Below are 14,664 nucleotides of genomic sequence, written 5' to 3' on the forward strand. Positions count from 1 at the left end.
ATACAGGGAGTAATGCCATGCAATTCAAAGTCACCCGGCTGTCACTGCTGATCTCCGGGTTATTCATCGCCGCCAGTCCGCTGGTCTACGCTGCCGACACATCCGAGGTCGGCAAGGTCACAGTGCAAGGCGATGCCGGCGGCGGCCAAAGCACCGGCCTGATCCAGCAGGAAGAGTCAGCGAAAGCGCGCAGCTCGGTCAATCGCGACTATATGGAAAAACAAAGCACCACCGGCAATCCGTTTCAGATGATCAATCTGCTGCCGGGCGTGAACAGCTACGATACCGACGGCACCGGCCTGTTCGGCGGCAACGTCCGGGTGCGCGGCTTTAACAGCGACCAGCTCGGCTTCACCGTCAATGGTGCACCGGTCAACGATTCCGGCAGCTTCGCCGTCTATCCGCAGGAATACACCGATGCAGAAAACCTGTGCGACATCTTCGTCACGCAAGGATCCACCGACACTGAAGCACCGCATGTCGGCGCCACCGGCGGCAATATCGGCATGACCATGTGTACCCCGGAAGACCAGCGCCGCTTCCGCACCGAATATACTTTCGGCTCGAACGATCTGTGGAAAGCTTACGTGCGCCTCGATTCCGGCAAGCTGTTCAACGATCGTTTCAAGTTCTTTATCTCTTATTCCAAGGCGCAGGCCGACAAGTTCAAGGGTAAAGGCCGTGCCGACAAGGAACATGTCGATTTCAATAGCAAACTGGATCTGGGCGGCGGCAGTTTTGTCGATACCGGTTTCATGTACAACACGGCGTTGAACAATAATTATCGTTCGCTGACCAAGGCGCAGATTGCCCAGTATGGACGCAACCTGGATTACGGCACGGTGGCGCCGGTGCATCAGCCAGGCGGCCCTGGTGCGCAAAATGATTCGACCTACGGCCCGAACGCCGGCATCAATACCGGCAGCAAGGATCTGTACTACGGCTACAACCTGAATCCGTTCAAGAATTGGCTGGCCACCATGAACGCACACTTCCAGCTGGCGCCGCAATCCAGCATCGATGTCAACCCATACATGTGGTACGGCTTCGGCACTGGCGGCAATCAATTGCAAACTATCACCGAGGGTAATTCCGGTACTTTGCTGGGTGGCGGTGTGCGCGATGTCAATCGCGACGGCGACACCAAGGACACTGTGTTCGCCTACGAAGGCAGCCGCACCCGCACCTATCGTCCCGGCGTGACGCTCAAGTACAACCAGCAGATCGACAACCACAAACTGATGGTGGGCTATTGGTACGAGCGCGCGCGGCATCAGCAAACCGGCCCTTATGCGCCTATCGACAACAATGGCAACGCCGCCGATGTCTGGCTGAGCAATCCTGACGTCTGGCTCAGAAACCAGAACGGCAGCGTCGTGCAATACCGCGACACACTCACCGTCAGCACCGGTAAATCAGCTTTTGCGCAAGACAATATCAGCCTGATGCAAGACAAGCTGAACCTGCAGCTCGGCGCGCGTTATTCGAGCATAGACCGTAACGTCACCAACAATCCAAGCCAGAGTTCGCCAGGTTTCTATACCGTGCAGAAATCGTATTCCGACCTGTTGCCTAGCCTCGGCATCCGTTATCAGCTCGATCCGGCGCAATCGGTATTTTTCAACGCTGCGAAGAACTTCAAGGCGCCAGGCAATTTCTCCTTTTTCAACCTGATCTCGGGCGGCAATTTTGTAAACGGCGTGTATACCGGCGGCACCGTGCGCAATGTGCCGGTGGATAAGGAAACCTCTTGGAACTATGATCTCGGCTACCGTTACGCGACTGACAAATGGACGTTTTCGGGATCGGTATTCTATGTCGATTACAAAAACCGGATTGCCACCTCGTTCAACCCGGATACCGGCAATCGTATCGATTACAACGTCGGCGATTCGACATCCAAAGGCTTTGAACTGGAATCCGGCTACTCGCTCACCAAGAACCTGAGCTTGTACGGTTCACTGTCCTATATCAAGAGCAAGATGGATAAGGACATGCCTTGGGCCACCAACTTCAACCTGCCTACCGGCGGCAAAGAGTTTCCGGATACGCCGAACTGGCTGAGCGGCTTGAGCCTGCAATATGCGCAAGACAGCTGGTATGTATTCGGCCAGGCTAAATACACCGGCAAGCGCTACACCACACTGGTCAACGATGACAGCCTGGGCGGTTATACGGTGTTCAACGCCGGCGCCGGTTATACCTTCCCGTCGACCACTTGGCTGAAAAAACCGACGCTGCGCTTCAACCTCAACAATATCTTTGACAAGCAATACCTGAACCTGAATGCCGGCAGCGGCAGCCAGTTCACCAGCAATGCGGTGGCGATCGGCAGCAGCGCACCGGCAACGCCGCCGACGTTCTATGTCAGCGCACCGCGCAGCTTTAGCGTCACTTTGGTGGCGGATTTTTAATCCAGCAGCAAAGCATTAGCGGCAAACCATGGCGGGCGGCCCCGGACTGGGGCTCGCCGCTGCAACAAACGTGCATTCGTGCGCAGAGAGGTCAACATGAACATGCAATTATTCCACGAGCTCGCTTTCTATCTGATGTACGCCTGCGCTGCCTTGGCGATCTTCGTGATCGTCGAGCGCGGGCTGTTTTTCAACTACACGTTGCGCCAGGCTATCGGCCTGGAAAAAGCCATGACCCACGCCGTGCAGCACGTGCAGGAATTGCCGAGCGCACTGACGTCGCGCGCCAGCCTGCCGCTGACACTGGTGTCCGACATCCTGGCGGAAAAACATCAGCTGACCAGTGAAAAGGATCTGGAAGATTTCAGCGAGTCGGTATATATCGCCAACCGCGGCGAAGTGCAGCATCGGCTATGGATTCTGGACACCATCGTCACTGCCGCTCCCCTGCTCGGCCTGCTCGGTACGATTTTGGGTATTATCGATACTTTCAAGGCGCTGGCGGTATCCGGCGTATCCGATCCGGGCCAGGTCTCGCAAGGCATCGGCACCGCTTTGTATGCGACCGCGCTGGGCATCGGCATTGCGGTGGTGGGCATGTTTTTCTTTAATATGTTCCAGGAACGGATCGAACGCATCAACGATCATTTGAAAGTATTGATGCTGCGTGCCTGCGTCGGCCGAGTGGCTGGCAGCAGCACGGTGATGCCAGCAGAATCTGGAAAGCTGCATCTGGCCTGACCAGGATAGAAATGCATAAGATAAAAATATATAAGATAGAAATGCGTCGGCTGATCGCCTCGCTAGCAATTCTGCTGGGCTGCACCGGCAGCGCCCGTGCCGAATTCGGCATTCCCGGTTACGAACTAGTCCACACGGCGCCGCTCGAAACCACGCTGGCAACGCCTGACTTGCGTGAACCGCTGCAAGTCTGGAGCGAGATGTTCGATAGCGCCAGGCACGAGATCGTGCTGGGTCAGTTCTATGTCGCCAGCCAGCCTGGCGCCGCATTTGAACAGGTGATAGCGCGGCTCGCCGCAGCCGGTGCGCGTGGCGTCAAGATTCGTTTCCTGATGGAAGAAAAAGGCAAGTTCGCGTCCGACATGCCAACCATCGAACGGCTCAAAAAAATTCCCAATCTTGAATTCCGTTATCTCGATTATTCCAAGCTGACCGGCAACGGCATCATCCACGCAAAATATATGGTGGTCGACGCCAGCACCGCCTACGTCGGCAGCCAGAATTTTGACTGGCGCTCGTTTGTCCACATCCATGAAACCGGCTTGCGCATCACGGATGCGATGATGGTTGGCCAGTTGCAGCAAATTTTTGAGTACGATTGGCAGGCGCAGGAATTGATCGCGCAAGGGCAACCGGTGCCGCTTCTTAATCAGAGTGTGGCAAGCGCCGATGACCGGCAAGCGGCGTTTCTGGTAGCCAGCCCGAACGCGTTCAATCCGCCCGGCGTCGGCGACTCTGAAACCGAGTTGCCGAAACTGCTGGCCGCGGCTAAATCCGAAGTCCGGATACAGTTGCTCGACTATGCGCCGCTGAGCTACGGGCCGAATCGCACACGTCCTTATTACGCGGTGATCGATAATGCGATCCGCGCTGCACTGGCGCGCGGCGTCAAGGTCAAGCTGATGGTGTCGAACTGGAATACCGAACAGCCGGCGATCGCCTATTTGAAAAGCCTGGCGCTGCTGCCCGGCATGGAAATCCGGATCGTCACGCTGCCGCAGGCCAGCACCGGCTTCATTCCCTTCGCCCGCGTGATCCATAGCAAGACCATGTCTATCGATGGCCAGCTGGCATGGATCGGCACCAGCAACTGGAGCGGCGGCTACCTGGATAATTCACGCAACCTGGAGATCGTGCTGCGCAATGAGAAGATGGCGCAACGGATTGCCGACTTGCACCAGCAAACCTGGGAATCCACGTATGCACAAGCTATCGATGTGATGAAGGACTATCCCAAGCCGGTAAAGGGCAAGGAATAGTCCGGCGTTCCTCTAACCTCAGACAGCGCCGACCACGGCGGTCAGCATGCTGATAGAACCGATATCGATGCCATCGACTGCAATCGAAATCGTCTCGTCATCTTGTTTGGCGCCGGCGATGTACAACAGCGGCAGATAGTGCTCTGGCGTCGGCACCGACAATTGCGCGTCCTGGCCCTGATCGGCGTAATCGATCAAGGCTTGCAGATCGCCGCTCACCAGACTCTCGCGGATGTGGTCGTTGAAACGCTGAGCCCAGCCATGCACCGGCGCATCCTGGCTGCGATTCATCAGACGCAGGTTATGCACCACGTCGCCGCTGCCGATGATCAGCACGCCTTGTTCGCGCAATACGGCAAGTTTGCGGCCCAGATCAAAGTGAAACTGCGCCGGCCGGGTAGCGTCGATGCTCAGTTGTATCACTGGCACATCGGCCTTGGGAAAAGCTTTGACCAGCACCGACCAGGTGCCGTGATCGAGCCCCCAGGATTGGTCCATGGCAACCGCCACCGGCGCCAGCAGATCGCGCACCTGCGCTGCCAGCTGCGGATCGCCCGGCGCCGGATAACGGACGTCAAACAATGCCTGCGGAAAACCGCCGAAATCGTGAATGGTTTTCGGCTGCGCCATCGCGGTGACGCCGGTGCCGCGCGTGTACCAGTGCGCGGACACCGACAGGATCGCTTTCGGTTGCAGCGGCGCGACACTCGCGCCCAATTCGGCCCAGGCTGCGGTGTAGCGATTATCCTCAAGTGCATTCATCGGGCTGCCGTGACCGAAGAAAATCGCCGGCATGCGGGTGGCAATGGTGCTCATCTTAATCCCTTCCAATCAGCTTATTTTTCAGCTTATTTGTCAAATTACTTGTCGACCTTGCTGGTGCCTAACGCAAACGCGCCGTTGCCCAGCAAGGCCACTGAAATGGCGGTGATCACCATGAACGCCGGATATTCCCAACCGCCGTTAGGGCTGGTGAACACCCAGCCGTTACCGGCATGTACCGATAATGCGCCCAACAGTACCGGCAGTGAAATCACGGCGGCAATCCGGGCTTGCAGGCCAAGCACCATGGCAATCCCGGTCAGCACTTCCACCGCTACCACAGGGTAGACCGACCATGCGGGAAACCCCTGACTGGCAAAAAAGCCGGCCGCGCCCGGTAAAGTGAATACGAAGACCTTGAGGTAGGCATGCGCCAGCAGGGCAATGCCCAGGGTCAGTCTGAGCAGGGTAGCGGCGTAGATGCCGGGGTTGCTTGTGTTCATGATATTACCCTCGCAAAAATAGTTAAAAACCAAGATAGATAGTTTATGAATCGGATCGTGTTTGACTATATATTCTTGCAACGGAAAGAAAAATGCGGTTTCATTAAAATACCATTTCCGGATTTCAAAACAATAGGGCGTTGCAATGAATCTGTTCGAGGCCATGAAGGTGTTTGTCAAAGTGACTGAAAGCGGCAGCCTGTCGGGCGCTGCGCGGATTCTGAACTTGTCGAATCCGTCGGTGACACGGCATATCGCCGAGCTTGAGGAATACCTGGGCGCGCGCCTGCTGAATCGCAGCACGCGCCGCCTCAGCCTGACCGATACCGGCAGCGCCTATCTGGAACGCTGCAAGCAGCTACTGGCCGATCTTGAACAAGCCACGCTGGCGGCCGGCATGCACGCCGCCAATCCGGGCGGCGTGTTGCGTATCAATGCGCCGGTGTCCTTTTCCGTCAACCATCTGGGGCAACTACTGCCGTTGTACGCGCAACGCTATCCGAATGTCGAACTGGACGTGACCTTGTCCGATCGGGTTGTCGATCTGGTTGAAGAAGGTTTCGATCTGGCGATCCGCATCGGCAGATTGCAGAATTCCAGCCTGGTGATGCGCAAGCTGGCGACGGCGCACGTGCTGACCTGCGCCGCGCCGGCCTATCTTGAACGGCACGGCGTACCGCAACATCCGGATGATCTGGCCCGCCATGCCTGCCTGACCTATGCCTATACGCTGCCGGATAACGAATGGCGCTTGCAGCGCGACGGCAAAACGCACACGGTGCGCATCAACGGCGGTTTGCATTGCAATAACGGCGATCTGCTATTGGCCGCGGCAGTTGCCGGCATGGGCGTCATCCGGCAACCGACTTTCATCATTGGCGATGCGATCCGCGACGGCCGCTTGCTACCGATCCTGACCGATTACCATGGTGACGAGCTGGCGATCCACGCGGTATATCCGAGCCGCCAGCACCTGTCGGCCAAGGTGCGCACCTTTGTCGATTTCCTGGCGCAGCAGTTCGGCGAGGTGCCGGCCTGGGACCGCGCCTTACCTATATAGATAAAGATAAAGGCCGCATCTGCGGCCTTTATCGTGGATCAAGCGTGGATCAAGAAGAGCAGTAAAGCGGTAAGCAAAAAGCTGCTGCCCTTATCTCTTATTATTTACTTCTTGCTACGTGGCGTAGTCGCCTGAGTCAGTTGCGCGCTGGCGTTATTCAGATTGGCTTCCAGGGTTTCCACCGCCTGCTTGGTATTCTTGGTGAGCTGCTCATAACCCGCATTGGCATTGCTGATCACCGATTTCAGAATCGAGATCGCGCTTTCCGAACCTGGTGGCGCGTTCTTGCTGACTTCTTCTATCAAGGCATTGATTCTGCGGCTGGTTTCTGCGACTTGCGCTTCTGCTGCGCGGGTATATTCAGCCTGGGTGCCAGAGGCGATGCTGGCCAGATGACGGCCATAGGCTGCGGCCTTTTCTGCATTCGGCTTGGCTTGCGCGGCCGACAATGTCAGGAATTCTTGCGGGTCTTTGGCGCTCAGTAATTGTTTGGTGGCTTCGCTGGATTCTTCCAATGACGCTTTGGCGGCATTCAGGTTGAGTTCGATGACTTTTTCAACGCCCTCGAAAGTTTTTGCAGTCAGGGTATTGAGCAATGCCAACTGGGCTTCAAAATGCGCTTTGGTTGCTTCGGCAAACTTTTCATGAAACGAAAACATGGCCTTCTCCTGTGTGAACAAATCGGTATTGCTATCAATATGGCAATATTTCGCATTCATTCTACAAGCAAAATGCGAATCTGCCCCCTGCCAAATTTGACAGTGCGCTAGCCTGCCGCTGCCGCGCAAACCATCCTGTCTTTTGGTTTGCTACCGTGACCGCTGCCTGTGCGGCAGGCACGGTAAGCTGCAACCGTACTTTCAAACAGCTGGCGCGCCTGCGGCGCCGGCAGTTTTGCCATCCGTTCAGCCAGCTTGCGGCTGACCTGGAAATGCTGGTAATCAATCGGTTTTCTCCAATCGCCTCCCCAGATCAGAAAGCCATGCTGGGCGAATAGTTCCACAACTTGTTCACTGCTTCCGGGCCGGCTAACCAGTCGTTCACCGAAAGCCTGCCCGGCCGGCGGACTATATATCTGCCGCCCCTGAGCATCGCGCAGCACATACGGATTTTGCAAAGGATTAATATCGATCGCCAAACCGTAGGCATGCAAGGAAACCGTCTTGCCGCCGGTGATCGGCCTGTCGTTAAAGGCAGAGGTATTGTTGTCTGCCATCGAAGCGTCGTCGTTGCCTTGATAATGCTCCATCAGGCGTGCCTGCGCAAGCGGGAAACCACGCTTGAGCAGTTCGTCGAACAACGCTTTTACCTGCGGCGCGACGGCTGCCATCACCATGATCTCGCCATCGTTATGCGACACATGGTCAAAATCCAGATACGCGAAACGGACCACTTGCAGTTGCGGGCAATCAACCGGCGCACCAGGCTGCAGCACATGCTGCTTAAGGAGCGCGCATTGCTGGCTATCCAGCGCCGCGACGCCGGGCTGCGCGCCGGCATGCGGCGCCGCACCTGCCAGCAGCAAAAGCAAGGGCACGGCCAGGCGCAAGACAGAGGCAAAGACAGAGATAGACGCCATCGATTTTACGCTGACGGTGGCATGACCAACTCATGCACCACCAGGCCGGCGTCGGAGTTGCCAAAGGTTTCGCCATTCGCCCTGATGCTCTCGGCGGTCTGCATGGCGTCGGAGTAACCTTGCTCCCAGCGCCATTCGATCGAGCCACGCGAAAAATTGATGTCCTTGGACGCCATATTCCAGTCGTGGCCGCCGTAGCGCAGGCGCACCACATGAATCGTACCTTGGTCGGACATACCCTTGAACTCGTGGAGATCCGATTTGCTGCGCAGTTCCGGCGGCAATTTTTTATACAGAGCAAAGGCGGCATGGCGCAGTTGATACATGCGCAAATAATTTTGGATATGACGCTCCGAGCGTGAAGCAAATGTCACGTCTTTCTGACGATTCTCGATCTGGTTCAAGGTCGTCGGCTCGGGGCCGTTGGCGTTCCATAAATCCACCAGCACGCAAATGGTGTGGCCATCGATCTCGGTCTTGGCTTCGTCTTCCAGCACCACTTCCAACGGCGTATTCGAGTACAAGCCGCCGTCCCAGTACAGATCGCCGTCAACCCGCACTGGCGCAAAGCCGGGTGGCAACGCGCCGCTGGCCATGATGTGCTCGACCCCGATCTGCCGTTCCAGCGAATCGAATTTGACCAGGCTGCCGCACGCCACTTTCATCGCGCTGACGGTCAGACGAATGCCGCCCGGCGCATTCAGAAAATCGAAATCGACCAGTCGGCTCAGCGTCTCGGCCAGCGGACCGGTGTCGTAGAAACTGGCCTGCTCGGGCGCTACCGCCATGCCTAGTTGAAACGGATTAGGCCCGCGCGGCGAGAAAAATCCCGGCACCCCGCGCATTGTCACATCGGCCGTGGTCCACCAGGTATTGAACTGGCGCGCGGTATCTGTGACTTTGCTCAAATCCATCAAATCGCCGTGACCGACCTGCTCCCAAAATTCCTTCAGCCGCGAAAGCCGCAGATCGCGTTCGTTGCCAGCAATAATCGCGGCATTGATCGCGCCGATGGAGGTGCCGACCACCCAATCCGGAGTAAAGCCGTTTTCGTGCATCGCATGGTATACGCCGGCCTGATAAGCGCCCAGCGCGCCCCCGCCCTGCAGCACCAGCGCCACCCGCGGGCCGGCGGCTTTGGTCTTCGCTTGCGTCTGTACTTTGGATGTAGTTTTATTGCTCATTTGACGCCCATCTTTTCTTATGGAAGAGCAAATATATTACCCGATCGCGATGTGCCGCGACGGCGATCTCCGATATGTCATCAAATCATCACAAATCGTAACGATTCTCATTTGTGATATAGTGGCGCATCCTTAAATGTAACTATTTGTTACCAGCAACAAATCTTCATTCCCCTCATCAAGACAGGAGTTTCCATGCTTTTGCGCTCTCTCATCGCCAGCGCCATTCTGGCCACTAGTACCGCCTCCGCATTCTCTCAGGAACAAGTTCTGAACCTGTATTCGGCACGCCACTATCAAACCGACGAAGCGCTGTATGGCAATTTCACCAAGACTACCGGCATCAAGATCAACCGCGTCGACGGCGATGACGCCGGCACCATCGCGCGCCTGAAAAGCGAAGGCGCCGCCAGTCCGGCCGATGTAATCTTGCTGGTGGATGCGGCGCGGTTGTGGCGGGCAGAAAACGACGGCCTGTTCCAGCCGGTGAAATCGGCCGTCCTCGATGAACGCATCCCGGTGAACCTGCGCGGCAAGGATGATGGCAAGGGCTCGCAATGGTTTGGCTTTTCGACGCGGGCTCGCGTGATCGTCTACAACAAGCAAAATGTTCAGCCGCAAGACGTCGACACCTACGAAGCGCTGGCCGATCCGAAGAACAAGGGCAAGCTGTGCACCCGTTCCGGTTCGCATCCTTACAACGTCTCGCTGTTCGGCTCTCTGCTGGAACATCACGGCGAAGCCAAGACGGAAGCGCTGCTCAAGGGCTATGTCGCTAACCAGGCGCGCTCGCCGGTGGGTGGCGATACCGACCAGATCAAGGCCGTCGCCTCGGGCGAATGCGGCGTGGCGATTTCGAATTCCTACTACGTTGCGCGGCTGATGAAATCGACCAAGCCGGAAGATATCGAGGTGATGAAAAAAGTCGCGGTGATCTGGCCTAATCAGAAAACCACCGGCGCCCATGTCAACATCGCCGGCGCCGGCGTCGCCAAGCATGCGCCGCATCGTGCTGCGGCAGTCAAGTTCCTGGAATATTTGTCGAGCGACGACGCCCAGCGCTATTTCGCCGAAGGCAATAACGAATCGCCAGCGGTCAAGGGCGTGAAGAGCGGCAATCCGGCGCTGGATGCGCTTGGCCCTTACAAAGCGGAGGTGATCGACGTCTCGGCGGTTGGCCGTAACCAGCAGAAAGTGCAGCAATTGCTGGATCGCGCCGGTTATAAATAGGCCACTGAGAGGTCACTAAGAAGACGCCAAGGTTTAGGCAAAGGCTGGCCGCGATGCGCCAGCCTTTTTCATATCTGGGAACGGTCTATTTTTTCCTGATCATGTAAATCGCCAGCGCCACCATCAGCACCACGCCAAACTCCAGACCGACCACAATATATTGCGCCATGATGATTACTTTTCCGGAAAGTCATGCAATTGATAAATTTACAAATTTACAAAGGGAAGGTCACCACGTGACTCACATCCAGTTTGATACCTATCCACTCATCGACGGCATGATCGTGATGGGACGGCACCAATGCCAGCAACTCTTGGCCGCTTGCCAGTTGCAGCGTGTATAAGAATTCAGCGCCGCGGAAAGATTTGCGTTTTATCCGTGCCTTGAACGGCGACGCATCGTCATGCACGATACCGTCCGCACGCAACAATACGTCAAACGGCGCGCGCCCATGCACCTGGATTTTCTGCAAGGCCTCGGCGCTGACATCCTGCAAATCGCCCAATGCGGTAGACACTGCCAGCCGCCCGCTGCTGTCGATCAAACGCCCCGGCAGCAACACGCCGTGGCCGATGAAATCGGCGACAAAGCGTGTCGCAGGCCGATGATACAAATCGTAGGGCGCCGCCCATTGCTGCAGATGGCCATGCTGCATCACGCCGACCACATCGCCGATGGCGAAGGCTTCCAGCTGATCGTGGGTCACCATCAGCGCCGTGATGCCGGCCTGCGTCAAGATCTGCCGCACATCATGCGCCAGACGCTCGCGCAACTCGATATCCAGGCTGGAAAACGGCTCATCCAGCAGCAGCAGGCGCGGCTCCGGCGCCAGGGCCCGCGCCAGCGCCACCCGTTGCTGCTGGCCGCCAGACAATTGATGCGGATATTTTTCCTGCGAACCTTCCAATCCCACCAGCGCCAGCATTTCTTCGACCCGCCGCAAGCGTTGCTGGCGCGAGGCATGCTGCAAACCGAAGCCGATATTCGCCGCAATGCTCAGATGCGGGAACAAGGCAAAATCCTGGAACACCATGCCGATGCGGCGCTGCTCGGCGGCGACCCTGGTCTGCGGCCCATCCAGCAGTTGCTGATCCAAGGTAATTTGCCCGCTCTGCGCCTGCTCCAGGCCGGCGATCGCGCGCAACAAACTGGTCTTGCCGCTGCCAGACGGGCCGATCAGCACGCCAAGCTGGCCGGCCGCAAGCTGCAACGACACCGCATGCACCGCCGGCGCCGGCGCGCCGGGATAACTGACACTGACTTGATCGAGAGTGAGAAACATGGGAAGCAGGCAGGTGATGCTGGTTACAATTCGGGTCGGATCGGGATAAACGCGTCTTTGCCGCTCAATGCCACGGGTGGAATACCCTAGTTTACCGCACTCCAATTTAAACCCCGCAATTCCCTACTTCCAAGCACATGCCACTGATCGCTTTAATCGCGCTGTTGATCGCTCTTCCCCTATTCGGTATCGCCGGCGCCTGGCTGCAACTGGAGGCGCAGGCGCTCGATCTGTTGTCGCAGCAGATGCAAACGATGCTGCCAGCCTACCTGGCCACATCCGCCTGGCTAGCGCTGGCGGTGACGGTCGGCGTGGTGATGGTCGGCGCCGCCACGGCGGTCACTGTCAGCCTGTTCGAGTTCCGCGGCCGCCGTTTTTTCCAATGGGCGCTGCTACTGCCGATGGCGATGCCGGCTTATGTGTCTGCCTATGCCTATACCGATTTTCTGCAATACAGCGGTCTGCTGCAAACCAGTTTGCGCCAGCTCATGCCGGGCCTGCGCCTGCCGGAAATACGCAGCCTGCCCGGCGCGATTTTCCTGTTCATTTTTACGCTCTATCCCTACACCTACCTGCTGGCGCGCAATGCCTTGAACGAACGCGGTCTGCATCTGATGGAAGCAGCACGTTTGCTGGGCGCGCCCCTGGCTGCGCGCATCCGCCGCGTGGCGCTGCCGCTGGCGCGGCCGGCGTTGATGGCCGGCGCCGCGCTGGCCTTGATGGAAACGCTGGCCGACTATGGCGTCGGCGCGTATTTTGGCCTGAGCACTTTCACCACCGGCATCTACAAAGCCTGGTTGGTGATGGATAACCAGATGGCCGCAGCGCAACTGGCGTCGGTGCTTCTGGCCATCGTCGCGCTGTTGCTATGGGTTGAACGCAAGGGCCAGCAGCGCCTGCGTTTTTCCAGCGTACGCGGACAACGCAGCGATGCGCCGGAGACGCGACTCGCACCTTTGCGGGGCGGCCAGCGCCTGATTGCATGGCTGATCTGCGGCCTGCCGATCGTGCTTGGTTTTGTCTTGCCGGTATTGATCCTGCTACGGCTGATGTGGCGCGAATTCCTGCATCAGGAAAGCGATCCCTATCTGAACAGCGGTGTCGATCTGTTGCGCTATGCCGGCTGGGCCTGGAACAGCTCCCGCTTCGGCGCAATCGCCGCGGTACTCGCTGTTGCGGTGGCGCTGGCGCTCAGCTATGTACAGCGGACGCGCAATTTGCCGCCGTTCAAACTATGGCTGCTGCGTCTGGTCACGCGCATGGCGGCCATGGGTTATGCCGTGCCCGGCTCGGTGATCGCGGTCGGCATCCTGCTGCCGCTGGCGTGGTTGCAGGTGCTGGCGCCGCAAAACCAGATCGGGATTCTGGTGACAGCCACCGCGCTCGGAATTTTGTACGCCTACCTGGTGCGCTTCAGCGCGGTTGCGGTGCAATCAATCGAAGCCGGCTACGCCCGCATCCCCGCTGCGCTGGATGAAGCAGCACGCACCCTCGGCAGCAGCGGCTGGCGCATCGCTCGTGTCCTCCACGCGCCACTGTTGTGGCGCTCGATGGCGACTGCGTTCCTGATGGTGTTCGTGGACGTGGTCAAGGAATTGCCCGCCACCCTGCTGCTGCGGCCGTTCAATACCGATACGCTGGCGGTGATCGCGCACAATCTGGCGCGTGATGAACGTCTGGGCGAGGCAGCGTTGCCTGCCTTGACGATTGTTGCCGTAGGCTTGATTCCGGTATTGCTGGTAACCAGAGCCTTGAGCCGGCGCTAAAAATTTTCCTTATTTTGCGCTGCGATGGGATTTGGTAGTGACAGGACGTAAGTGGCTGCTACGTGGAGTAGAGCCGGGATCTTTACTTGTTGCCGATACGCCGTCGCTAACGCAATCCTTCACGAAATCGTTGAGAGACTGCCCCTTCCTAGCCGCCGCCAAGCTGGCATTACGATGCAGCTCTGGCGTAAGACGGACATTGAAGGTACCGCTGCAGGGCTTGTCCGGTTCCAGGCCTTCGCGTTGGCATTTGTCCAGATAAACATCCACTGCGTCTTCAAATGCTGTTTGCAGCTCCCGAACGTTTTCGGCTTCGTAGCTTACGAGATCGTTGATAAACAAGATCTCGCCATGCAGGCAGCCATCCTCGATGCTGATCTCGATCGAGCCGGAATAATTTCTATGGTTCAGTACTTTGTCGCTCATGGCATTCCTCCGAGGTATCCGTCAAGCCGTATTCTTTCAGCTTGTTGCGTACTTTTAGCAATAAATATTTTTTCACGATATTTCCAGGGTGCGGCTTGTGCATAAATATCTTGAGACCCGCCGCGTTTTTAAAACTGCGATAAGAACCGCCCTTATCGGAAAACTCGATGAACCCGTATGAGTTGAGCAGGCTGACCAATTCCTGCCAAGTAAAGTCCGCAGGAACAGACGCAGCTCGGCTGCGTAATTTATCGGTTTTCGTCATTTGATTATCCCGTGCGACCCTAAAAAAAGCAACTGAAAATCAGTTGCAAAATGGAGATTCGGATAAAGCCTGATACGTGATGATTTATTGCAGTATTCATAAATAAGGCTAATTTTGTCAATTTGGCAATCCACCTAAAAGCTTAGGGGTCAGGCAGGTAGCCAGGCGTAAAATGGCGCATTCCGCAGTTTC

The 14,664-nt window shown here is 57.2% G+C and carries 14 protein-coding genes; 6 read left to right on the plus strand and 8 right to left on the minus strand.

Annotation, left to right across the window (positions count from 1 at the left end; genetic code table 11):
- Nucleotides 1-17: 17 nt before the first annotated feature.
- The 3 genes from VNZ60_RS14430 to VNZ60_RS14440 all read left to right on the plus strand — a co-directional run bounded on the left by VNZ60_RS14430 (nucleotide 18) and on the right by VNZ60_RS14440 (nucleotide 4,414).
- Nucleotides 18-2,414 carry a TonB-dependent receptor gene (locus VNZ60_RS14430; protein ID WP_325660254.1) on the plus strand — a complete coding sequence of 799 codons (2,397 nt, stop codon included), beginning with the start codon at nucleotides 18-20 and terminating at the stop codon, nucleotides 2,412-2,414.
- A gap of 96 nt (nucleotides 2,415-2,510) precedes the next feature.
- Nucleotides 2,511-3,155 carry a MotA/TolQ/ExbB proton channel family protein gene (locus VNZ60_RS14435; protein WP_325660256.1) on the plus strand — a complete coding sequence of 215 codons (645 nt, stop codon included), beginning with the start codon at nucleotides 2,511-2,513 and terminating at the stop codon, nucleotides 3,153-3,155.
- 41 nt (nucleotides 3,156-3,196) lie between these two features.
- The gene (locus VNZ60_RS14440; protein WP_325660403.1) at nucleotides 3,197-4,414 is read left to right on the plus strand and encodes a phospholipase D-like domain-containing protein; all 1,218 of its coding nucleotides are present in this window, start codon (nucleotides 3,197-3,199) and stop codon (nucleotides 4,412-4,414) included.
- Nucleotides 4,415-4,432: 18 nt separating this feature from the next.
- Here the strand turns inward: VNZ60_RS14440 and ygiD are convergent, their stop codons facing one another.
- Together ygiD and VNZ60_RS14450 are read right to left on the minus strand one after the other, a co-directional pair.
- Complete coding sequence (ygiD, locus tag VNZ60_RS14445; RefSeq protein WP_325660258.1) at nucleotides 4,433-5,230, minus strand: 4,5-DOPA-extradiol-dioxygenase; 798 nt, start codon at nucleotides 5,228-5,230, stop codon at nucleotides 4,433-4,435.
- 44 nt (nucleotides 5,231-5,274) lie between these two features.
- Nucleotides 5,275-5,679: a DoxX family protein gene (locus VNZ60_RS14450; RefSeq protein WP_325660260.1), complete on the minus strand. Its 405-nt coding sequence runs from the start codon at nucleotides 5,677-5,679 to the stop codon at nucleotides 5,275-5,277.
- Nucleotides 5,680-5,824: 145 nt separating this feature from the next.
- Between VNZ60_RS14450 and VNZ60_RS14455 the strand changes: the two genes are divergently transcribed.
- Nucleotides 5,825-6,739, plus strand: a complete 915-nt coding sequence (locus VNZ60_RS14455; protein WP_325660262.1) for a LysR family transcriptional regulator — start codon at nucleotides 5,825-5,827, stop codon at nucleotides 6,737-6,739.
- Nucleotides 6,740-6,843: 104 nt separating this feature from the next.
- Here the strand turns inward: VNZ60_RS14455 and VNZ60_RS14460 are convergent, their stop codons facing one another.
- From VNZ60_RS14460 to VNZ60_RS14470, 3 genes are all read right to left on the minus strand, one after another.
- Nucleotides 6,844-7,398 (minus strand): phasin family protein, encoded by a 555-nt coding sequence (locus VNZ60_RS14460; protein ID WP_325660264.1) that lies wholly within the window; start codon nucleotides 7,396-7,398, stop codon nucleotides 6,844-6,846.
- Nucleotides 7,399-7,505: 107 nt separating this feature from the next.
- Nucleotides 7,506-8,318, minus strand: a complete 813-nt coding sequence (locus VNZ60_RS14465; protein WP_325660266.1) for a M15 family metallopeptidase — start codon at nucleotides 8,316-8,318, stop codon at nucleotides 7,506-7,508.
- 5 nt (nucleotides 8,319-8,323) lie between these two features.
- Nucleotides 8,324-9,502 (minus strand): patatin-like phospholipase family protein, encoded by a 1,179-nt coding sequence (locus VNZ60_RS14470; protein WP_325660268.1) that lies wholly within the window; start codon nucleotides 9,500-9,502, stop codon nucleotides 8,324-8,326.
- 195 nt (nucleotides 9,503-9,697) lie between these two features.
- On the opposite strand from VNZ60_RS14470, the gene VNZ60_RS14475 reads away from it, so the two are divergent.
- Nucleotides 9,698-10,732 carry a Fe(3+) ABC transporter substrate-binding protein gene (locus tag VNZ60_RS14475; protein ID WP_325660270.1) on the plus strand — a complete coding sequence of 345 codons (1,035 nt, stop codon included), beginning with the start codon at nucleotides 9,698-9,700 and terminating at the stop codon, nucleotides 10,730-10,732.
- A gap of 215 nt (nucleotides 10,733-10,947) precedes the next feature.
- On the opposite strand, the gene VNZ60_RS14480 is transcribed toward VNZ60_RS14475, so the two are convergent.
- Nucleotides 10,948-12,015, minus strand: coding sequence for an ABC transporter ATP-binding protein (locus tag VNZ60_RS14480; protein ID WP_325660272.1), 1,068 nt, complete (start codon nucleotides 12,013-12,015; stop codon nucleotides 10,948-10,950).
- A 137-nt stretch (nucleotides 12,016-12,152) separates the two neighbouring features.
- Between VNZ60_RS14480 and VNZ60_RS14485 the strand changes: the two genes are divergently transcribed.
- Nucleotides 12,153-13,781, plus strand: a complete 1,629-nt coding sequence (locus VNZ60_RS14485; protein ID WP_325660274.1) for an ABC transporter permease — start codon at nucleotides 12,153-12,155, stop codon at nucleotides 13,779-13,781.
- 9 nt (nucleotides 13,782-13,790) lie between these two features.
- Here VNZ60_RS14485 and VNZ60_RS14490 read toward each other — a convergent pair whose 3' ends face one another.
- Together VNZ60_RS14490 and VNZ60_RS14495 are read right to left on the minus strand one after the other, a co-directional pair.
- Nucleotides 13,791-14,207 carry a type II toxin-antitoxin system HicB family antitoxin gene (locus VNZ60_RS14490; RefSeq protein WP_325660276.1) on the minus strand — a complete coding sequence of 139 codons (417 nt, stop codon included), beginning with the start codon at nucleotides 14,205-14,207 and terminating at the stop codon, nucleotides 13,791-13,793.
- On the minus strand, nucleotides 14,182-14,472 hold the full coding sequence (locus VNZ60_RS14495) for a type II toxin-antitoxin system HicA family toxin (protein WP_325660278.1): 291 nt from the start codon (nucleotides 14,470-14,472) through the stop codon (nucleotides 14,182-14,184). The genes VNZ60_RS14490 and VNZ60_RS14495 overlap by 26 nt, the downstream gene beginning before the upstream one ends.
- Between the last annotated feature and the right edge of the window lie 192 nt (nucleotides 14,473-14,664).

The sequence above is a fragment of the Collimonas sp. genome, assembly GCF_035566375.1.
Classification (GTDB): Bacteria; Pseudomonadota; Gammaproteobacteria; order Burkholderiales; family Burkholderiaceae_D; genus Collimonas.